This is a genomic window from uncultured Desulfovibrio sp., assembly GCF_902477725.1.
GTDB lineage: Bacteria > Desulfobacterota > Desulfovibrionia > Desulfovibrionales > Desulfovibrionaceae > Desulfovibrio.
The window spans coordinates 195889-216128 of the sequence record NZ_CABSIF010000005.1 but is presented as its reverse complement, the minus strand read 5'-3'; the positions used below and the strand labels follow the sequence as shown (position 1 = coordinate 216128).

14 protein-coding genes are annotated in these 20240 nt (G+C 59.4%); 9 read left to right on the top strand and 5 right to left on the bottom strand.

Annotated elements, in window-relative coordinates; translation table 11 throughout:
- Position 1 precedes the first annotated feature (1 nt).
- From RDK48_RS06230 to RDK48_RS06200, 7 genes are all read left to right on the top strand, one after another.
- Positions 2-712 (top strand): response regulator transcription factor, encoded by a 711-nt coding sequence (locus RDK48_RS06230; protein WP_298996457.1) that lies wholly within the window; start codon positions 2-4, stop codon positions 710-712.
- On the top strand, positions 712-2283 hold the full coding sequence (locus RDK48_RS06225; protein ID WP_298996459.1) for a HAMP domain-containing sensor histidine kinase: 1572 nt from the start codon (positions 712-714) through the stop codon (positions 2281-2283). The genes RDK48_RS06230 and RDK48_RS06225 overlap by 1 nt, the downstream gene beginning before the upstream one ends.
- Complete coding sequence (locus RDK48_RS06220; RefSeq protein WP_298996461.1) at positions 2283-3509, top strand: MdtA/MuxA family multidrug efflux RND transporter periplasmic adaptor subunit; 1227 nt, start codon at positions 2283-2285, stop codon at positions 3507-3509. The genes RDK48_RS06225 and RDK48_RS06220 overlap by 1 nt, the downstream gene beginning before the upstream one ends.
- A gap of 66 nt (positions 3510-3575) precedes the next feature.
- On the top strand, positions 3576-6728 hold the full coding sequence (locus RDK48_RS06215) for an MdtB/MuxB family multidrug efflux RND transporter permease subunit (protein WP_298996463.1): 3153 nt from the start codon (positions 3576-3578) through the stop codon (positions 6726-6728).
- A complete protein-coding gene (locus RDK48_RS06210; protein WP_298996465.1) occupies positions 6725-10078 on the top strand; it encodes an efflux RND transporter permease subunit in 3354 nt (1117 codons plus the stop codon). Before RDK48_RS06215 ends, RDK48_RS06210 begins: the two co-directional genes overlap by 4 nt.
- 87 nt (positions 10079-10165) lie before the next feature.
- Positions 10166-11752 (top strand): sensor domain-containing diguanylate cyclase, encoded by a 1587-nt coding sequence (locus RDK48_RS06205; protein ID WP_298996467.1) that lies wholly within the window; start codon positions 10166-10168, stop codon positions 11750-11752.
- 81 nt (positions 11753-11833) lie between these two features.
- Positions 11834-13009, top strand: coding sequence for an aminotransferase class I/II-fold pyridoxal phosphate-dependent enzyme (locus tag RDK48_RS06200; protein WP_298996469.1), 1176 nt, complete (start codon positions 11834-11836; stop codon positions 13007-13009).
- Between the two features lie 77 nt (positions 13010-13086).
- Here RDK48_RS06200 and RDK48_RS06195 read toward each other — a convergent pair whose 3' ends face one another.
- From RDK48_RS06195 to RDK48_RS06180, 4 genes are all read right to left on the bottom strand, one after another.
- Complete coding sequence (locus RDK48_RS06195; protein WP_298996470.1) at positions 13087-13374, bottom strand: HMA2 domain-containing protein; 288 nt, start codon at positions 13372-13374, stop codon at positions 13087-13089.
- Positions 13352-15487 carry a heavy metal translocating P-type ATPase gene (locus RDK48_RS06190; protein ID WP_298996471.1) on the bottom strand — a complete coding sequence of 712 codons (2136 nt, stop codon included), beginning with the start codon at positions 15485-15487 and terminating at the stop codon, positions 13352-13354. Before RDK48_RS06190 ends, RDK48_RS06195 begins: the two co-directional genes overlap by 23 nt.
- 149 nt (positions 15488-15636) lie before the next feature.
- Positions 15637-15891: a hypothetical protein gene (locus tag RDK48_RS06185; RefSeq protein ID WP_298996472.1), complete on the bottom strand. Its 255-nt coding sequence runs from the start codon at positions 15889-15891 to the stop codon at positions 15637-15639.
- 158 nt (positions 15892-16049) lie between these two features.
- Entirely contained in the window at positions 16050-16298 is a 249-nt protein-coding gene (locus RDK48_RS06180; protein WP_240824083.1) for a FeoA family protein, read from the bottom strand.
- Between the two features lie 201 nt (positions 16299-16499).
- Here RDK48_RS06180 and RDK48_RS06175 point away from each other — a divergent pair, with 201 nt between their 5' ends.
- Positions 16500-17033, top strand: coding sequence for a hypothetical protein (locus RDK48_RS06175; protein ID WP_298996477.1), 534 nt, complete (start codon positions 16500-16502; stop codon positions 17031-17033).
- A complete protein-coding gene (locus RDK48_RS06170) occupies positions 17033-17425 on the top strand; it encodes a hypothetical protein (RefSeq protein ID WP_298996479.1) in 393 nt (130 codons plus the stop codon). The genes RDK48_RS06175 and RDK48_RS06170 overlap by 1 nt, the downstream gene beginning before the upstream one ends.
- A gap of 318 nt (positions 17426-17743) precedes the next feature.
- Here RDK48_RS06170 and acs read toward each other — a convergent pair whose 3' ends face one another.
- The gene (gene acs, locus RDK48_RS06165; RefSeq protein ID WP_291446271.1) at positions 17744-19789 is read right to left on the bottom strand and encodes an acetate--CoA ligase; all 2046 of its coding nucleotides are present in this window, start codon (positions 19787-19789) and stop codon (positions 17744-17746) included.
- Positions 19790-20240 lie beyond the last annotated feature (451 nt).

The following is a 20240-nucleotide window of genomic DNA, read 5'->3' as shown; positions in this document are numbered from 1 at the left end:
AATGGCCGTTGCCCTTTTGCTTGTGGAGGACAACGAGGATATTCTCGCCAACCTCTATGCCTTTCTGGAGCCGCTGGGCTATGAGCTTGACTGTGCGCGCAACGGCAGAACGGGCCTCGCCATGGCGCTTGGACAGCACTTTGACTGTATTGTGCTGGACATAATGCTGCCCGGCATTGACGGCATAAGCCTGTGCCGCGAACTGCGCGACAAGCACCACAAACACACCCCCATCATCATGCTCACAGCCAGGGATGCCGTGGCTGACCGGGTACAGGGGCTTGAAGCCGGGGCTGACGATTACCTCGTCAAACCCTTTGCCCTCAAGGAGCTTGAAGCCCGCATACGTGCCCTGCTGCGGCGTGGGCGCATGTCTTCCGGCAATACCGCCGATGGCGGCGCTGTGTGGAGATACGCGGATCTGACGTTTAATTCGGGCGAGTACTGGGCCGAGCGGCAGGGCCGCCGCCTGCGCCTGAGCCCCACGGGTTTTCGTATTCTTGATGAACTGATGCGTGCTGCGCCCGGCCTTGTGCGGCGCGAAGACCTGGAGCACGCCCTCTGGGGGGACGACCCGCCGGAAGGCAGCGCCCTGCGTACCCATATTCATGAGCTACGGCGTGAACTGGACAAGCCTTTTGCCGAATCCTTGTTGCACACCGTGCCGCATGTGGGCTACCGTCTGAGCACCGACCCCGGAGACAATGACTGATGCCCCGGCCAGAACCACCGCTTGCAGGCAGCTACGCAGCTGTACCCCGCCGCAGAACCAGCATCCGCCGTCGTCTGCTGGCGGCTTTTGTGTTTCTGGCCCTGATCATGAGCGCGGCCTTGGGCATCGTGGGGCGACTCTCCTTTGATTCGCTGGCAACCTACCTTGTGGGCTGGCATGCAAGGCCCGTGATGGAAGCCTTTATTGAGGCTGAAAAGCGCGCGTGGGAAGCCGAAGACAACGGCGGCGGCAATCTGTATTACGGCGAAGATCTTGCCGTGGTCATGCACTGGCGCTTTCTCGTTGGCAAGCAGGTGCCGCAGCAATGGCAGGAGATGCCGGACGGCCTGCACTTCATCAGCCACATGGAAGAATTTATTCTCATTGAGCGCAGGGATGACGTCATCTATGTGCTCAATGGCGGCACGGGCGCCTTTTTGGCCCTGAAACAGCGTCTGAACCGTATTTTGCTGCTCTGCGCCGTCAGCGGCCTTGCGCTGGCGGTTGTGCTGGCTGTCGTGCTGAGCCGCCGCCTCACTGGGCCGCTCAGCAGGCTCACCACTGCGGTGGAAAGCCGCCCCCCAGAGCGTATGCAGGCCCATGCGCAGGAAACGCCGGACGGCATGGCCCCCATTCCACTGACCGGTCTTGATGACGAGGTGGGCGTATTGGCGCGGGCCATTGCTGCGCGTGAAGAAGCCCTGCAACGGTTTGTTCTGCGCGAAAGCAACTTCACGGGCGATGTGAGCCATGAGTTGCGTACGCCGCTAACCGTCATGCAGGGAGGTCTTGAAATTCTTGAACTGCAACTGCAAGGGCTGCCGCAGGCTGAAAGACTCGCCCCGGTGGTGCAGCGCCTGTTGCGCACCACGGCTCGTATGTCCAATACTGTGCGCACCTTGCTGATGCTGGCCCGCCGCCCCGAAGAAATAGAATTTCAAACGCTGGATTGCAGCGCGTTGCTGTGGGGAATAGTGCGGGAAATGGGGAGGGACGGCCTGTTGCATTGCTCTTCTGCTTCTGACCGCCTGCCCGATCCGGCTCCTGAAATAACCCCTGAATTGGCCTCTGGCCTTGCCAACGCGTCTTCCCTCCAGCCTGTTTCCGGTAGTGATGCAAATCCCCTTGATACTGGCGTACCCGCAGCGTCACGACACCCTGGCAAGAACGCAGCCGGGCGAGGCCCTGAGCAGCGCCGACCGGTAGCCTTGCAAGCTGATATCGCCGCCACTGTACTGGCCCGTGGGCAAAAAGAACTGGCGGCGATCGTGTTTAACAATCTGCTGGACAATGCATGCCAGTATACTGAAAATGGGCGCGCCAGCGTTTCCCTTTGCCAGGGAGAGCTGCTTGTTCGCAATCGCGGGTATATCCCCACCGGCGTTGATATTTTTGCCCGTGGGGTGCGCTGTACCCAAAAAGCAGTCAGCGGGAGCGGACTTGGCCTTTCGCTGGCGCTCAGAGCCTGCGAAAGACTTGGCTGGCGGCTTGATATGGTTTCAGATCCGGCAGACGGCGAAGCTGTCTTTCGTGTAGTATTTCCTCCGATATCTCAGGGAGTTGACATATAATGCCCGGTATTCAATCTCGGCAGAGCATGGCCTCTGCTTTCAGCTTGTTTTCTGGCAAGCGCCGATGGGTGCTGCTTGTGCTGCTGGCAGTGGTGGCGCTGCTGTGCTGGCGTTTATTTTTCAGCGGCAATCAGGCGCGCCGTGGCATGGGTATGGATACGCCGCCGGTGCGGGTTGCTGCCGCCCTCGCTCAGGATGTTCCCCATTTTCTCAATGGCCTGGGCACTGTGCTGCCCTCAAGCGACGTGCTCGTGACCAGCCGTGTGGACGGCCAGTTGCAGCGCTTGCATTTCAAGGAAGGCCAGCAGGTCAAGGCTGGCGACTTGCTGGCGGAGATCGATCCCAGACCTTTTCAGGCCACGCTGGATCAGGCGCGAGGGACTCTTGCCAAGGATCAGGCCCAGCTGGACAATGCCCGTAAGGATCTGGCGCGCTATGCCAAGCTTGCGCAGGGCAACTTTATTGCGACACAGCAGTTTGAAACCCAGCGTGCCCTTGTGCGCCAGTATGAGGGCACGGTAGAGGCCGACAAGGCCGCCGTGGATTCCGCAGCGCTCCAGCTGAACTACAGCCGCATCACGGCCCCCACGTCGGGACGTCTGGGCCTGCGCAATGTGGACGAAGGCAACATGATAAAGGCCTCGGACACCTCCGGTATTGTGCGCATTACCGAGGTCAGCCCCTGTGATGTCGTGTTCACCCTGCCGGAAAGCCAGGTGCCGCTGGTCGTGCAGGCCCTGCGCGCCCACGAGGATGACGTGGATCGTCGTCCCTTGCCTGTTCAGGCCTGGGACAGGGAGCAGAAACGTCAGCTTGACGTGGGCGGGCTGCTTTCGCTGGACAACCAGATTGATCTTTCCACCGGCACGGTAAAGCTCAAGGCGCGTTTTCCCAATACTGAAGGGGCCCTGTACCCCAACCAGTTCGTCAACGCCCGTTTGCAGGTGCGCGTTCTTAAAAATGCCGTCACAGTACCCACCTCGGCGGTGCAGCTGGGGTCGCGCGGGGCTTACGTCTATGTGGCGGCCAAGAACGGCAAGGGGCAGGATGCCGTAACTGTGCGGTCTGTAACCCCCGGCATTGCCACTGACGCCCTGACAGTTATTGATAAGGGCCTTGAACCGGGCGAACAGGTGGTGGTGGACGGGCTTGATCGTCTGCGCGATGGTATTGAAGTGAAAATTGCGGCTTCCGCAGAAACACCCAAGGCACAGCCTGCGGAATAGCAGCCCGGCTTTGCCGGAATGCCCACCGTGTCTTCCACCCCTTCCTGAAGGGGGAGCATCCGCCATATGAACCTATCGCGCATATTCATTTTACGGCCCATCGCCACCTCGCTGCTTATGGTGGCCCTGTTTCTTTCAGGGCTGCTGGGTTACCGCTATCTGCCGGTGGCGGCCCTGCCGCAGATAGATTACCCCACCATTCAGGTCCAGACGCTCTATCCTGGCGCATCGCCTGATGTTATGGCCGCTGTCATCACGGCTCCCCTTGAGCGCCAGTTTGGCCTCATGCCCGGCCTTGTGCAGATGAGTTCCCTTTCCTCCGCCGGTGCCTCGGTGGTGACCCTGCAATTCGACCTCACGCTGGCGCTGGATGTGGCCGAGCAGGAAGTGCAGGCGGCCATCAACGCTGCAAACAATTTGCTGCCCAGTGACCTGCCTTCGCCGCCCATTTACAACAAGGTCAACCCGGCAGACCCCCCGGTTATCACCCTTGCCGTCACCAGCGACGCCATGCCCCTCACCCGGCTGGAAGACCTGGTGGACACACGCATGGCCCAGAAAATTTCGCAGTTGCCCGGCGTGGGCCTTGTGACGCTTTCGGGGGGGCAGCGCCCAGCTGTGCGGGTGCAGGTGAACCCCAAGGCGCTTGCCAATGCGGGCCTTACCCTGGCTGACGTGCGCACGGCCATTTCCAAGGCCAACGTCAACAATGCCAAGGGCAGCTTTGACGGGCCGGAACGGGCCAGCACCATTGATGCCAACGATCAGCTTGCCTCTGCCGATGCCTATGCCGAAGCCATAATCGGTTACAAGGACGGCGGCCCCCTGCGTCTGCGCGATGTAGCCGAGGTGGTGGAGGGCGCGGAAAACGCCCGTCTTGCAGCCTATGTGGCAGGGGAGGGCATGAACTTTCGGCCTGCCATCGTGCTCTCGGTGCAACGCCAGCCAGGAGCCAACGTCATAGACGTTGCGGACAGGGTTTTGCGGCTTCTGCCCGTGCTCAAACAGACCTTGCCCGGCAATGTGGACGTGCGCGTAGTTACAGACCGTACCACCACCATCCGCGCCACGGTGCACGACGTGCAGCTTGAACTGCTGCTGGCTGTGGCGCTGGTGATCTGGGTAATCTGGCTGTTTTTGCGCAATGCCAGAGCGACCATTATTCCCGCTCTGGCTGTGCCGCTTTCGCTGGTGGGCACTCTCGGCGTCATGCATCTTGCCGGGTACTCGCTGAACAATCTCACGCTCATGGCTCTGGTTATCGCCACCGGCTTTGTGGTGGATGACGCCATCGTGGTGATTGAAAATATCTCGCGCTATCTGGAGCAGGGGCAAAAACCCGTGCAAGCCGCCCTGACCGGGGCAGGGCAGATAGGTTTTACCATTATTTCGCTGACCATTTCGCTGGTGGCGGTGCTTATTCCCCTGCTGTTCATGGGGGATGTGGTGGGGCGGCTGTTCCGCGAATTTGCGGTAACGCTGGCCGTGACCATTCTTATTTCTGCGGTTATTTCGCTCACGCTCACGCCCATGCTCTGCGCCATCATGCTGCGGCCAGAGCAGCATGACGGAAGTCATGCGCAGCGGGAAGACGGCAGGTTTTTTACTCGTCTGCTGGCCTGGTATGAAGAAAAACTCGACTGGGTACTGCAACACCAGAGCCTGACTCTGGCGGTGGCGGTGGGAACGCTGGTGCTCACGGTTCTGCTGTACATTGGCGTACCCAAGGGCTTTTTCCCCGTGCAGGATACGGGCGTCATCCAGGGGATGGCCGAAGCGCCGCAGGATACGTCCTTTGAGGCCATGGCCGGGCGGCAACGCCAGTTGGCCGACCTCATACTGCAAGACCCTGCGGTTAAGAGCGTGGTGTTTTTTGTGGGCGTGGACGGCGTCAACCAGAGCATGGGAACTTCGCGCCTTTCGGTGGAACTGAAGCCGCTGGAAGACCGCGATGCCCGCGCGCCTGCCATTGCGCGCCGCATTATGGAAAAATCCACCGCTCTGCCCGGTATGACCCTGTACTTGCAGCCGGTGCAGGATCTGACCATAGAAGACCGCATTTCGCGCACCCAGTACCAGTTTTCAATAGAAGCGCTGGACAGGGATCAGCTGGATCAGTGGCTGCCGCGTGTTGTGAACGCCCTTTCCCAGCGTCCAGAGCTTGAAATGGTCACCAGCGACTATCAGAATCCGGGCCGCATGGCATGGCTGAACATTAACCGTGACGCCGCCGGCCGCCTTGGCATAAGCATGTCGACCATTGACAACGCCCTGTACGATGCCCTTGGGCAGCGGCTTATTTCAACCATTTTCACGCAAACCAACCAGTACAAGGTGGTGCTTGAAACCGCCCCCCGTTTCCGTATGGGGCCGCAGTCCATTGAAAACATCTATGTTTCGGGCGGCGATGGCAAACCCGTGCCGCTCACAAGCCTGGCAACGCTTGAGGAGCGCCCCGTGCGGCTTTCCGTTGCGCGTCAGGGGCAGTTCCCGGTGGCGACCATTTCTTTCAACGTGGCGCGCGGCTCTTCGCTGGGTGCGGCGGTCAAGGCCGTGGAAGAAACCGAAAAAGAACTGGAACTGCCTGCGGCCCTGCGCACCCAGTTGCAGGGCGCTGCCAAGGCCTTCACCACGTCTACGGACAATCAGGTCTGGCTTATTCTGGCCGCTATCATCACCATGTATATCGTGCTGGGCGTGCTGTACGAAAGTTACGTTCACCCCGTCACCATTCTTTCCACCTTGCCGTCTGCGGGCGTGGGGGCATTGCTGGCCTTGATACTGGCAGATATGGATCTTGGCGTGGTGGGCATAATCGGCATCATCCTGCTTATCGGCATCGTCAAGAAAAACGCCATCATGATGATCGACTTTGCCCTGGATGCGGAACGCAACGAAGGCAAGGAACCTCTTGCCGCCATTCGTCAGGCCTGCCTGCTGCGGCTGCGGCCCATCCTCATGACCACAATGGCGGCCCTGCTGGGCGCATTGCCCCTCATGGTCGGCTGGGGCATGGGCGCGGAACTGCGGCGTCCTCTGGGCGTGACCATGGTGGGCGGGCTTATTTTCAGCCAGGCGCTCACCTTGTTCACAACGCCTGTTATCTATCTGTGGTTTGACCGCGTGAGCCGCCGCTTCAAGGGCCATAAGGAAGACAGCGGGGCAGGGCAGGAAGGAACCGCAGCCCGGAGCGATCCCCCGCAAGAGGCACGGCCATGAGTACAGAGCGGCAAGACGCGGAAAATCCGCCTCTGCAAGGCCGTGCTGCTGAACAGGCCGACAATGCCGTCACTCCGATTAGGCCGGAGGCATCTACCCGCCCTGGCCGTGCGAGCAGGCTCAAAGCCCTGCTGGAGCAGGGCCGCAGGCATCGTTTTGGCCCTGAGGCACTGCCAGCCAACCTTTCCGCGCCGTTCATCCGGCGCCCTGTCGCTACGGCCTTATTGACCTTTGCCATTGCCCTTGCGGGCATAGTGGCTTTTGGTCTTTTGCCTGTGGCTCCCCTGCCGCAGGTGGATTTTCCTGTTGTTGTGGTGCGTGCAAAGCTGCCCGGCGCAGGGCCGGAAACCATGGCCGCCACGGTTGCCACACCGTTGGAACGTTCCCTTGGCCGTATTGCTGGCGTGTCGGAAATGACATCCACCAGCTCTCTTTCCAGCACTGAGGTTGTGCTGCAGTTCGATCTTGACCGCAATATTGACGGCGCGGCCAGAGACGTGCAGTCGTCCATCAACGCCGCCCGTTCAAATCTGCCCACCATGCCCTCCAACCCCACCTATCGCAAGGTGAACCCGGCTGGCGCGCCCATCATGATTCTGGCCATTTCGTCTGATGTGTTGACCCGCACCCAGCTGTACGATGCGGCCTCAACTGTGCTGGCGCAAAAGATTTCGCAACTGCCGGGCGTGGGCGAGGTTATTGTGGGCGGCGGCGCGCTGCCCGCAGTGCGCGTGGACGTCATCCCCGATGCCCTCAACCGGGCAGGCCTGACCATGAGCGACGTGCGCACGGCTCTTGCGGCGGCCAATGCCTTTATGCCCAAGGGACAGGTGGACAACGGCGGGCAGTACTGGCTGATTGGCGCAAGCGACCAGCTGCGCAAGGCGGAAGACTATAAACCGCTTATTGTTGCCCGCAGGGCAGACAAAATCATACGCCTCTCGGATGTGGCAGAGATCAAGGACGGCCCGGAAGACGTGCGCGCCATGGCTGTTTCGGACGGCAAACCGGCGGTGCTGCTGATTGTGTTTCGTGCGCCGGGGGCCAACATCATTGAAACCGTTGATCAGGTAAAGGAAATGCTGCCGCAGTTGCGTTCGTGGTTGCCCGAAAGCGCCGACCTGGGCCAGAGGCTCGACCGCTCGCTGACCATCCGTGCCTCGTTACACGAGGTGGAAAAAAGTCTGGCGCTTTCTATGGCGCTGGTGGTGCTGGTAACTTTTTTGTTTTTGCGCAACGGCAGAGCCACGGCCATTCCTGCGGTAGCGGCTCCCGTGTCCTTGCTGGCGACTTTTGGCGTCATGTATCTGTGCGGCTATAGCCTGGATAATCTTTCGCTCATGGCCCTGACTGTTTCTACCGGGTTTGTGGTGGACGACGCCATTGTGGTGCTCGAAAATATCGTGCGACGCCTCGAAATGGGGGAAACTCCCATGCGTGCTGCCTTGCGCGGAGCGCGCGAGGTGGGCTTTACCGTTGTGTCCATTTCCATTTCTCTGGTGGCGGTATTTACGCCCATATTGTTTATGGGCGGGCTTGTAGGGCGTCTGTTCCGCGAATTTTCTGTGGTCCTCACCACGGCGGTGCTGGTTTCGATGGTGGTTTCGCTGACCACCACACCCATGATGAGCGCCATGCTCTTGCGGCCCATGGCACATGAGGATGCCGCCGCCGCGCAGGCCGCCCGCCTGGGCGCGGGTGGGCTTGCGGGCCTGTGGTGGCGTCTGCTGGCCCGTGTGGGCAATTTTTGGGGGCGGCTGCTTTCTGGCATGCAGCGCGGTTATGCCAACACCCTGCCCGTGGTGCTGCGGCACCCGCGCCTGACCATCTGCTCGTTGCTGGTGGTGATTGCCGCCAACGTGTGGATGTATGTTGTTGTGCCAAAAGGCTTTTTTCCGCAGCAAGATACGGGCGTCATCATGGGCGGCATACGTACTGACCAGAGTTCTTCGTTTCAGGCTTCGCAGGCAAAGCTGCGCAAACTTGTAGATGTTATCAGGGCAGACCCGGCGGTGCAGCATGTGTCGGGCAACATTAACAGTGGGCGCGGGGGGGGCGGCGGGGTATTTATCGCCCTGAAACCTCTTTCGGAACGCAAACTCGACGCCATGGCTGTAATCGGGCGGCTGCGCGGCAAGCTTGTCTCCGAGCCGGGCATGCAGATTTTTTTGCAGCCCGCGCAGGACATCATGATGGGCGGTCGTGGTGCGCGCTCGCAATATCAGTACACCTTGCAGGCGGACAACCTGGAAGACCTGCGCACGTGGGGCCGCAAGCTGCAAAGGGCTGTGGCCGCCAACCCGCTGTTCAAGGATGTGGACAGCGATATCGAAGAACGCGGGCTTGAAACTCTGGTCAAGGTGGATCGTGATGCCCTGGCCCGTTACGGCCTGAGCATGAAGGACGTGGACGCCGCCCTTGGCAATGCCTTTGGGCAAAGTCAGGCATCGACCATTTATCAGGATAAAAACCAGTATCATGTAGTGCTGGAATACGGGCCGGACTGGCTGGCCGGTGCCGATGCCCTTGGCAAGGTGCGCCTGCCGGGCGCCAACGGCCTTGTGCCGTTGCTCAGCGTCGCCACGGTGGTTCCCGCTTTTGCGCCCCTTTCTGTGGCGCATCAGGGGCAGTTTGCCGCAGTGACCATCTCTTTCAACCTTGCATCCGGCGTGTCGCTTTCGCAGGCGCAGGAGGCTCTGGCTGCCATCAAGGCGGAACTTGCCATGCCGTCTTCTGTGGTGAGCGGTTTTCAGGGCACGGCAAAAATGTTCAGCGATACCGCGGGCAATCAGGTTGTGCTGGTGCTGGCGGCATTGGCCGCGCTGTATATTGTGCTGGGTATGCTTTATGAAAGCCTCATCCATCCGCTGACGATTCTTTCAACTTTGCCTTCGGCGGGCGGCGGGGCCTTGCTGGCCTTGATGGCCTGCGGCATGGAGTTCAGCGTCATTGCGCTTATCGGCGTGTTGCTGCTCTGCGGCATTGTCAAAAAGAACGCCATCATGATGATCGATTTTGCCCTGGAGGCTTCACGCACACGCAATCTGCCGCCGGATAAAGCGATTTTTGAGGCCTGCATGCTGCGCTTCCGTCCTATCATGATGACCACGGCGGCGGCCATCCTGGGCGCCGTACCCCTGGCTCTTGGGCACGGCGATGGCGCGGAAATCCGTCAGCCCCTGGGAGTCACCATTGTGGGCGGTCTGCTGGTCAGCCAGTTGCTGACGCTCTACACGACCCCAGTGGTCTATCTGTGCCTTGACCGCCTGAGCCGTCGCTTCAACCTCTGGCGCAAAACACGGCGTCGCTCCGTGGCGCAGCAGAATAAGGAATTCATAGTCAAGCCCTAAGTTTTCTGTGCAGCCCCATTGCCCTTTGCCTGCATTTAAGAAAGGATATGGGCATTCCCCCTACCTGACGATCCAGCGAGGAATGTCATGTACCACCACACGCTGCACATTCTGCTGTTCAGTTCTGCCCCTTTGCTGGAGGCTTCGTTGCGCGCTGCCGCGCCGCGTCCCGGTTTTGCCCATATAATTACTGCCGATCATGATCCAGAGACTGACGCTCAGGCCCAATGCGCCGGGGCCGACATTGTGTTGCTGGACGCTCCCCGGCTTGAGTATCTGCCCGCCATGCGCCGCGCTGCCAGATCGAGCGCCCTTTTCATCTTTGCGGGCGAGGCCCAGCCTGGGGCAGAATATCTGCCGCTGCTTGATGATGTATGGCTTGGCCCCGCAAGCAGCACTTTGTGGGACTTTCACGTGGCGCGTCTGCTCGATGCCGTGCGCCAGCACCGGGATCATGACCTCGCAACCCTGCACCTGAACACCGTCATTGACCTGACCACAGACCTCGTGTGGTTCAAGGATGCCAAGGGCGCGCACGTAAAGGTGAACGAAGCCTTTTGCCGTCTTGTGGGCAAAAGCCGCGAGGTTGTTGAGGGGCGCGGGCATTATTTCATATGGGATCTGGAGCCGGAGGAATACGCGCAGGGTGAATTTGTCTGTCTTGAGACGGATCAGATCGTCATGAACTCACGCGAGGTGGGGGTTTTTGACGAGGTGGTCAAAGCCCCGCAGGGCATGCGCCAATTCAAGACGCGTAAGGCTCCCCTGTTCAATGTCGACGGCAGCGTTATGGGAACCGTGGGCATTGCCCGCGATGTGACCGACATTGCCAACATGACTGCGGAGCTTGACCTTGTTTTGCAAAGTATCCCATATGCGGTCATGCTTCTGGATGCGGACAGGCGTATTGTCAATTTTAACGCGCGGTTCAAAAAGCTTTTTGGCATCACCGATACGGAGTACATCATCGGCGAAAAGCGCGAGGTTTTTCGTAAGAGGGCCATTGAGCGCCTGGGCTTTATCCGCAACGGCAAGCACGTCAAAATGCGGTCAGCCGTGGATGGACACGAGCGCATTATTGATATGTACGAGGAGAATATCCTCGACATCTTCAACAATGTGATCGGCATGATCTGTATCTACCGGGATGTTACCCGGCAAAGGCAGATTGAAAAGCGGCTGAAAGAGCGGGCCAATACGGATGAACTGACGGGCCTTTTCAATCGTCATTATTTTTTCAGGCAGATACCTGTTACCTTGCCCTTGGGTGCGGGGCTTGCCTATGTGGATCTGGACAACTTCAAGTATGTCAACGACAGATACGGCCACTATACGGGCGACAAAGCCCTGGTGCTGACAGCCCAGTTGCTGCGCAAACACCTGCGGGGGGCGGTGATCGCCCGCTTGGGCGGGGATGAGTTTGCCGCCTACTTTCCCGAAGGGTGTACGGAAGAAAGCCTGTGCACCTGCGCCAGCGATCTGCTGACCTCCATGATTGAAGCGTATGACGCGCACGAGGCGTATCAGGGGCTTTCGGCCAGCATTGGCGTTGCGCTAGTTGAGGATCAGGGACTTTCGCGCGAAGATCTGGTGCGGCGGGGCGATCTGGCCATGTATACGGCAAAGCGCCTTGGCAAGAGACGTTACTGTTTTTATACAACCAGCCTTGAGTAGCGGGCAGGGCGTTCCCTGTGGAAACGCCGCCGGGCACAGGGCAGACACGGGCCGGATATGGGCCGGATTTGGGTGCAGACCATGCGTATTCCAGCATTTGAGCTAGAAGTGTTTTTTGGCAAATACGAATTTTCCACACCATATCTTCTGGCGCAGTCAGACTGCGAGGCCATGAGTATTGATGCCCTGCTGGGATTGGAGCCGGATGCGGCCTCAGCCCGGCAGGATTTTTTGAACACCAGCCTTGGCTATGGCGAAAACAACGGCAGGCCCGATCTTCGCCGCGCGGTGGCAGGGCTGTACGCGGGTATGCGAGAAGAAAACGTGGTGCTGTTTACCGGCGCGCAGGAGGGCATTTTTGCCTGCATGAACACCCTGCTTGAGCCGGGCGACCATGTGGTGTGCATGTTCCCCGCCTATCAGTCCTTGTATGAGGTGGCCCGGAGCACGGGTTGCCATGTGGACTTCTGGCATCTACGGCAGACGGAGCAGGGCTGGCAGGGAGATATGGATGAACTGGCCGCACTGCTGCGGCCCGACACCAAGGCCATTGTGCTCAATACGCCGAACAATCCCACGGGCTTTACCCTGAACCGGGAACAGACCGACAGGTTGTGCGAGCTGGCCCGTCAGCGTGGAGCCTGGATTTTCTGCGATGAAGTTTACCGGGGATTGGGCTGGAACGCGCCAAGCGTCGGTGCAGAGGGCGCTCCCGGGGCGCAGCAGGCAGGCGACAACGCACCCTGGATCGCAGATGTGTACGAAAAGGGTATTTCACTCGGTGTGCTCAGCAAGGCCTATGGTCTGCCAGGTTTGCGCGTTGGCTGGCTGGCCTGCCGGGACAGCGCACTGATGGAAGGTGTTGCGCGCTACAAAAACTATCTGAGTATTTGCGGGGCAACGCCTTCAGAAGCGTTGGCCCTTGTGGCTCTGCGGCATGGGGAGCATCTGCTGGCAAAAAACCGGGGCATTATCAGCGAGAACCTCAAGACGGCAGACGCTTTTTTTGCCCGCCATGCCCACATGTTTACCTACAACCGCCCTCAGGCTGGCCCCATTGGCTTTCCTCGCATACGGCTCAGCGAGCCTGTGGCGGATTTTTGCGAAAGGCTGGCTCATGAAGCCGGGGTTTTGCTGCTGCCGGGTTCGGTATACGGCATCAAGGAACCGTATTTCCGCATAGGCTATGGCCGTAAAAGTTTTGCGGCCCACCTCGCCCGGTTTGAAGAATGGCTGGTGAAAAAGGGCCTTGCATAAAAATGACTTAAAATGTTTGGGGTTTGCCCCGTCATATGCAACAAACCCCGCAAGGCTTTGCCCTGCGGGGTTTGTTTTCAGAATTGCGGAACAGTGCTGTCTTTGCCTGCGTTGACGGCATCAAGATACCGCGCCCAGGCTTCGCCAATGGCAAAAAGCTTTTCGCGGGGGATTGCCGTGCTGTCATACGTAATCAGTATGGAGCCGCTGACACTGTTGCCTTCCACGGCATGCACACCGCTGATGGCGCTCATTTTCTCGCGGGCCAGCCGCAGAACGCTTTCATGCCGCAGGGCGGGGTGACGTATGCGCACCCTGCCGTCCACAAAACTGCGCACATACCTAAGCAGATGGATGGCGTTCATAATGGAGCTCCTCGCCAGGCAGGCTTTTCGGCAGGTGGGGGCGCATGGCGTTAAGGGCAACACCAAGGGTGGTCAGGTTATGCAGCAGGGCAGAAACGCCCGGCCCAAGCACCATGAACAGGCCGCCCATCAGGAACAGGCTGTTGAGGGTCATTGTGGCCACAAAGTTTCCGTGGATGCGGCGCAGGGTATGATTACCCAACAGGCGGGCGCTGACCAGCCCTTCAAGGCTGGGATGGGTCAGCAGCACGTTGGCAACTTCGCGGGCCAGATCCGTGCCATCGCTCATGGCAACGCCCACATGCGCCGCTGACAGGGCAGGGGCATCGTTGATGCCGTCGCCCACCATGAGCACCTTGCAGCCTTCTGCCGCCAGTTCCTGCACAATGCGGGCTTTGTCAGTGGGTAGCACCTGAGCGCGAAATTCCGTAATGCCCACCTGTGCAGCCACGGCTCTGGCCGTGCGCTCGTCATCGCCTGTCAGCATGAGCACCCGGCGCATGCCAAGGCCGCGCATGGCTTCAACCACTTGTGCCGCTTCGGGCCGCAGGGGGTCTTCAATGGACACCAGGCCAGCAGCCCGCCCATCCTCGCTCATGAACAGCAGGGAACGGCCAAGCTCGGTCTGCTGGCCGATAGCTTCCGCAAGGGGCGAAAGATCAACGCCTTCATCGTGCTCAATGTAGTGGCGGCTGCCCACCCGCATTTTTTTGCCGTGCAGGGTGGAGGCAACGCCGTGCGCCACCACGTATTCCACATGGGCGTGTTCCTCTGCGTGTTGCAGGTCTTCTTCCTCTGCCTTGCGCACAACGGCGCGGGCCACAGGGTGGGGAAAATGTTCTTCAAGGCAGGCCATGATGCGCAGCACTTCGTCCCGTTCAAAGCCAGGGGCCGGGATGACCTCCACAACCTTGGGGCTGGCCTGGGTGAGGGTGCCAGTTTTGTCAAAGACCAGCGTATCAGCTTCGCTCAGGGCCTCAAGATAGCGGCCGCCCTTGATGGCAATGCCGTGGCGCGCGCCTTCGCGCATGGAGGCCAGCACCGCCAGTGGCGTGGCAAGCTTGAGGGCGCACGAGTAGTCCACCAGCAGCACTGAAGATGCACGGCGGAAATCACGGGTGATCAGCCACACAAGCCCGGCAAGGCCAAAGGTAAAGGGTACGGCCAGATCAGCCAGGCGTTCAAACTTGCCCTGCACGCCCGCCTTGAGCGATTCAGACTCTTCAATAAATTTTACAACCTGACGCAGGCGTGTGCCATCGCCCACATGGCGGGCGCGAATCACAAGCCGTCCTTCTTCAAGGGCTGTGCCAGCGTATACAGAAGCCCCTTCTGTGCGGCGCACGCCAAGGGGTTCGCCTGTCATGGACGACTGGTTCACAAGGCCGCAGCCTTCCTCAACCTCGCCGTCAACAGGGATGGAGCCGCCAGCATGCACAACCACAAGGTCGCCCTCGCGCACCTGCGCCAGAGGAACGGAAACTTCAGTGCCGTCCACCAGCAGCCAGACGTTTTCCACGTTCAGGGCAAGGCTTTCGGTCAGCGAAGCCATGGAGCGGCGTCTTGTCCAGTCTTCAAGGGTCTCGCCCAGTCCCAGCAGCAGGGTAAGCATGCTGACCGTGCGGAAGTCGCCCATGATGAGCGATGCGCCAATGGCGGCAGCGTCCAGAACGTCAACGCTCAGGGTGCCGCGCAAAAGCGCGCCCAGACCTTTGAACAAAAAGGGCAGCGCGCCCATGACGCTGTTGAATACGCGCAGGGCCAGCGGCAAAAAGGGGCGCACAAAAACGTAGCGCACCAAGGGCATAAGCCCCTGACCGGGCGAAAGCGCGTTTTCGTAGTGCTGCCCCTGAATATCAAACTGAGCGCCTGCATCAGCCGCACCCACCAGCAGGGTGAGAGCCGTGACGCGCGTTTCTTCGTTGTCATAAAAAATCAGCAGGCTGCCGATCAGGGCATTGGCGCGCACTTCGGTGATGCCCTCGAGCGATTCCAGGGCGCCGGCCAGAGCCTCAATACGACCTTCGCCGAGGCAGCTTGATGCGCGCACGCGCATTCTGCCGGATTCAGGCGTTGTGATGCCACGCAATTCATGAACAATAAAAAAACGCATGCGCGCTCCTTGAAGCGAGGCGGCCTGGGCCGCACTGTCCTGAACGATCCCCTGCATATACGGGGGGATGGAGAGTTTGCGTGCCGCCCGAATGCTCGAGCGGCACTGGCAGCTTCAGCGTCGAAAAGGCGCTGCAAACAACTGCGTGATTAGGCCTCGGTGGCGTCTTTGGAGGTCTTGCGCTTTTCAGCGGCAAGGCGGGCCTCGGCGGTGAGGTCTTCCACATCTTCCTTGATGGCTTCAACCTTGCTCAGCAGGGCGTCTTTCACGTCCATGCCGCGGCTCAAAAGGTCAGTGGCCAGGGGCTTGAAATCCAGCTTGCCCTTGCTTACGGCCACCGCGCCGAGCACACCCAGGGCAACGCCGCCCAAAAACCACAATCCGCACTTCATGCCTTCGTTCATTTTCCTTCTCCTTGCTCTTGTGTGTCCAGATTCGGTCAGCGATTCCAGCATGCGGCAGATGGCCGAATCGAGATAATAGTCCAGCTTCCGTCCGATCGCTCACTTGCGACCGGACGGTAAAACTGGCAGATTTTCAGGGTATGATGCTTAGATAAAAGCTAGCTGGACACGCCGGAAAGGTCAACTTTGATAAAGTCAGCCTCGCTGTTGCGCAGGGAGATGGTTACGCCTGAAAGGCGCAAGGCTACAGGGTCCTTAAGGGGCGCGCGGCCTACAATGGAAACCGTAGTGCCGGGGATAAGACCCATGTCGCGGATGCGACGGTTCATTTCTCCGAGGGCTTCAACGGCTGCAATCTTTCCCTGCTGTCCTACTTGCATCTGACGCAGATTGACAATCTGGCTCATGCGTGCACTCTCTATGTTTGATGCTGGTGGCAAATTTGTTCAATGGTTTTTGACCATTCTGGATAAACAGGACGGGCTGTGACTCCTGCTGTAATCCGCAAAACAACCTTGCCTTCATTACGGTTCTGTGTCAAGAGAAAAGAAAGTCGTTTTCAAATTTGATGACAGATCAGGGCTTTAGTCCTGCAACAAGGAGAGGCCATGTTTCCTCAATATGTAGCACATAGTATGGAAGGGCGGGCGCGCCTGCGCCATCCGGCTCTGGGCGAGGTTGCCGTGCGCAGCTCCGTGCAGGCAGCGCTTGGTAAAGAGCAGGATGTGCTTGAGGTACGGCCCGGTGCTGCCTCCATGCTTCTGCTTCTGAAGCCCGGCGTGGACCTTGCCAGCCTGTGCCAGCGGCTGGAACTGAGCGTACCGATCCTGGCCCGCTCGCAGGCTGAGGTCGCAGCCGAGCTGCGCGCCACGGCACGCGCCCAGCGGTGTGAGCAGTGGCGTAGCAAGGGCGGCGACAAAAGTGCATCTGCAACCAAGGGTTTTTCTTTAGGCAGCAGGGGTGACAAGAGAAATATCCTGGGCATTTCGCAGCGAAAACTCGAAGTTCGGGCCATGCTGGGCGTGGCAGGGGTGTGCCTGGCTTCCGGCCTGTCCGGGCCCAAACCGCTGCATCTACTGGCGGGCCTTGCCTGGGTGTTGATGGCCAGCCGCCACGTGTGGGTTCGGCGTAAGGCTGTTTGATGAAAGCTAGCGTTGAACGTGTGCGAGCTGCATGCGCGCGCTGCGCCGCATTTGCAGGCAAGTGGCTGCTGACGATCTTTGTGGCTGTGGCAGCTTTTGCCCTTGCGGCGCAGGCTCTGGCTCTGGTGCTGGCGGCTCTTGCCCTTTTGGTGATTGCCTTGTGTCTTGCCTCCATGTGCATGCCAGAGGAAAGCCGGGCTGTGTGGGCGTGGATGCGTGACACGCTGGGGCGCTGGAGCGCTGTGGCTGGAACAGATAAGACGGATGGTGCGCAATCGCCCGCTGAACCAATGCAGGGTGAACCTTCGCAGAATGAATCGGTGCAGGCGGCAGGTACTGCCCCGCATGACCCGCAGAGAGGCGCCCCCCGGCGGGAAGAACCATCAAAGTAGCCAGCACCTCTCAGAGAAATCTGTAAATTCGTAGTCAGCCTTGAGCCACGCCGCAGTGCCCTGGTCTGACTGGCGATTGGCGGCACTCTGGCTGACGCGGATCGTCCTCCTTTTGTGGGCCCGCGTTCAGAGCACACCTCAATAACCAGCGTGATCCTGCGGTCAGGCTCATTTTACCAATCTGGCTTTACTGTATCTCAGACAGCAGCACACCCCCGCGATGGCACAATCTGCGGGGGTGTGCTGTTTTGCCGGGACGTTGAGGGTGCGCCCCGGTTAGAGTGCAAAGCCGCTCCGGGCAGCCCTGCACCTGAAGTATCAGACCTGCGCGGTCTCGGCAGCGCCTTCGGGGGCGCTTTCCGTTTCGTGTCGGCCTGCAACAAGGTTGCGGTGTCCTTCAATTATCTTGCCGATGACTTCCGGTTCTGCCAGCGAAGTGGTGTCGCCGATGTCTTCGTAGCTGTCGCCAGCGATCTTGCGCAACATACGGCGGATGATCTTGCCCGAGGTGGTCTTGGGCATGGCGTCCACAAACTGGATGAATTCCGGACTGGCAAGCGCGCCGATGTCGCGGCGCACGGCATCGCGCAGTTTTACGCGCAGTTGCGCGCTCCACGGCACTTCATCCCGCGTAACCACGTAGGCGTAGATGCCTTCGCCCTTGAGGGCGTGGGGCATGGGCACAACTGCGGCTTCTCCCACTTCGGGGCAGGCAGCCAGCACGGCTTCGATTTCTGCCGTGGAGAGCCGGTGCCCCGACACGTTGATGGAGTCGTCCACGCGACCCAGAATCCAGAAGTAGCCGTCCTGATCAACTTCTGCCGCATCTCCTGACGAATAGCAGCCGAAGCGTGAGAAGTAGGACTGGTACTTTTCCTCATCATTATACACGCCCTGCATCATGCCGGGCCAGGGGCGGCGGATGACCAGATGTCCGGCCTTGCTGCCCGCTTCGGCTTCGTCCCCGTCACGCGAGGCTGTGCCGATAACCGCAGCGTCAATGCCGGGCAGGGGCTTGGAGGCCGACCCGGGCTTGAGCTTGGTGGCATAGGGCATGGGAGCGATCATGGCGCCGCCGGTTTCGGTCTGCCACCATGTGTCCACGATGGGCAGCTCGCCGCCGCCGATGTTCTTGTGGTACCACTGCCATGCCTCGGGGTTGATGGGCTCGCCCACGCTGCCGAGAATGCGCAGGCTGCGCAGGTCGTAGCGCTCTGTCCACGCCTCGTTCATGCGCATGAGCGAGCGGATGACCGTGGGCGCGGTATAGAAGATGTTGACCCGGAAGTTCTCTACAATGCGCCAGTAGCGGTCAGGGTATGGCCATGTGGGCACGCCTTCAAACATCAGCGTGGTGGCCCCAAGCGAAAGCGGTCCGTACACGCCATAGGTGTGGCCTGTGATCCAGCCTGCATCTGCCGTGCACCAGTACACATCATCGTCGCGCATGTCGAAGCACCACTGCGTGGAGTGCGCCGCATATGTGAGGTAGCCGCCCGTGGAATGCATGACGCCCGTGGGCTTGCCCGTGCTGCCGCTTGTGTGCAGCAGAAAGAGCGTGTCGTTGGCGTCCATGGGTTCGCAGGGGAAGTCCGGGTTAAGGGTAAAGTCATCAATCAGGTCATGCCACCACACATCGCGGTTGCGCTGCATGTTCACGCCGTCAATACCGGCATGCTTGACCACAACCACGTGCGCCACCGAGGGGCACTTTTCAAGGATGGGGTCAAGATTGGCCTTGAGGGGCTTGAACTTGCCGCCGCGCACCGCCGCGTCCGCCGTGATGACAACGCGAGCTTTGCAACCCTGAATACGGCTGCGAACGCCGCCCTCCGCATAGCCGGAAAAGATGGCCGTGTGGATGGCGCCAATGCGGGCGCATGCGAGCATGGCGATAAAAAGTTCCGGAATCATGGGCATGTACAAAGCCACATGATCGCCCTTGCGGATGCGCAGCGAACTCAAAGCATGTGCAACGCGGCACACTTCAGTATAAAGCATCTGGTAGGTGTAGCAGCGAACGTCTGTTTCTTTTTCGCCCTGCCAGATAAGCGCGGCCTTGTTGCGCCGCCCAGAGATGAGGTGCCTGTCGATACAGTTAAAGGAGGCATTAAGTTTGCCGCCTGTAAACCACTTGTATTTATGGTTTACCTCATCTGCTTCCAGCACTTTGTCCCAGCGTTTGAACCAATGGATCAACTGCGATGCTCGCGCACCCCAAAAGTCGTTGGGGTCTTCCAGTGCGCGGCTGCAGAGAGCGTCATATTCTTCTGGCCCACATACCCATGCAGAAGTTTTGCCGTGCTCAGGTGGAAGATAGCTGCGGTTCTCATTTAACAGCGTTGTGATCCTTTCCTGGGACATGATTAAATCCTCCCTCCTGTGTGTTGCATAGAATTTCTAGAGGTGAAATGATTCCATGGTACAGCACTAAAAATATTTTAGAGAGGCGTCAAGAGCCCGGAATTGATTGATCTTTCAGTCATGCCTGTGCATATTTTCACAAAATGGCATAAAAGGCAACCTAGGATACCAGACTGTGCGGATTGGAACGCCATACCAATTGAAGAAATAATTCACAATTACCGACAAACTTTTTTTTATTTTTCTCAGAGCCATTGGGGAAAGGGCAAAAAGTGCGCTCCGCCATTCAAAACGAATAGGCTGGGGAAAGGGAACTATCCCCCGAAGTTTGCGGTGACTAAGTGCGCAGTGGAAAAAGCGGGATGCGACCACAAGCGTGACTTCGCGGCAGTGACTCACCTGGCAGCGCGGAGCAGGCCCCACAACGTTATGGGCACAAGGTTCTCCGGAT

Excerpts from the sequence above, each read along its gene's own strand:
- RDK48_RS06185 (WP_298996472.1), bottom strand. The coding sequence starts at position 15,891 with ATGAACGAAGGCATGAAGTGCGGATTGTGGTTTTTGGGCGGCGTTGCC.
- RDK48_RS06200 (WP_298996469.1), top strand. The coding sequence starts at position 11,834 with ATGCGTATTCCAGCATTTGAGCTAGAAGTGTTTTTTGGCAAATACGAA.
- RDK48_RS06180 (WP_240824083.1), bottom strand. The coding sequence starts at position 16,298 with ATGAGCCAGATTGTCAATCTGCGTCAGATGCAAGTAGGACAGCAGGGA.
- RDK48_RS06195 (WP_298996470.1), bottom strand. The coding sequence starts at position 13,374 with ATGAACGCCATCCATCTGCTTAGGTATGTGCGCAGTTTTGTGGACGGC.
- RDK48_RS06210 (WP_298996465.1), top strand. The coding sequence starts at position 6,725 with ATGAGTACAGAGCGGCAAGACGCGGAAAATCCGCCTCTGCAAGGCCGT.
- RDK48_RS06230 (WP_298996457.1), top strand. The coding sequence starts at position 2 with ATGGCCGTTGCCCTTTTGCTTGTGGAGGACAACGAGGATATTCTCGCC.
- RDK48_RS06170 (WP_298996479.1), top strand. The coding sequence starts at position 17,033 with ATGAAAGCTAGCGTTGAACGTGTGCGAGCTGCATGCGCGCGCTGCGCC.
- RDK48_RS06215 (WP_298996463.1), top strand. The coding sequence starts at position 3,576 with ATGAACCTATCGCGCATATTCATTTTACGGCCCATCGCCACCTCGCTG.
- acs (WP_291446271.1), bottom strand. The coding sequence starts at position 19,789 with ATGTCCCAGGAAAGGATCACAACGCTGTTAAATGAGAACCGCAGCTAT.
- RDK48_RS06205 (WP_298996467.1), top strand. The coding sequence starts at position 10,166 with ATGTACCACCACACGCTGCACATTCTGCTGTTCAGTTCTGCCCCTTTG.
- RDK48_RS06190 (WP_298996471.1), bottom strand. The coding sequence starts at position 15,487 with ATGCGTTTTTTTATTGTTCATGAATTGCGTGGCATCACAACGCCTGAA.
- RDK48_RS06220 (WP_298996461.1), top strand. The coding sequence starts at position 2,283 with ATGCCCGGTATTCAATCTCGGCAGAGCATGGCCTCTGCTTTCAGCTTG.
- RDK48_RS06225 (WP_298996459.1), top strand. The coding sequence starts at position 712 with ATGCCCCGGCCAGAACCACCGCTTGCAGGCAGCTACGCAGCTGTACCC.
- RDK48_RS06175 (WP_298996477.1), top strand. The coding sequence starts at position 16,500 with ATGTTTCCTCAATATGTAGCACATAGTATGGAAGGGCGGGCGCGCCTG.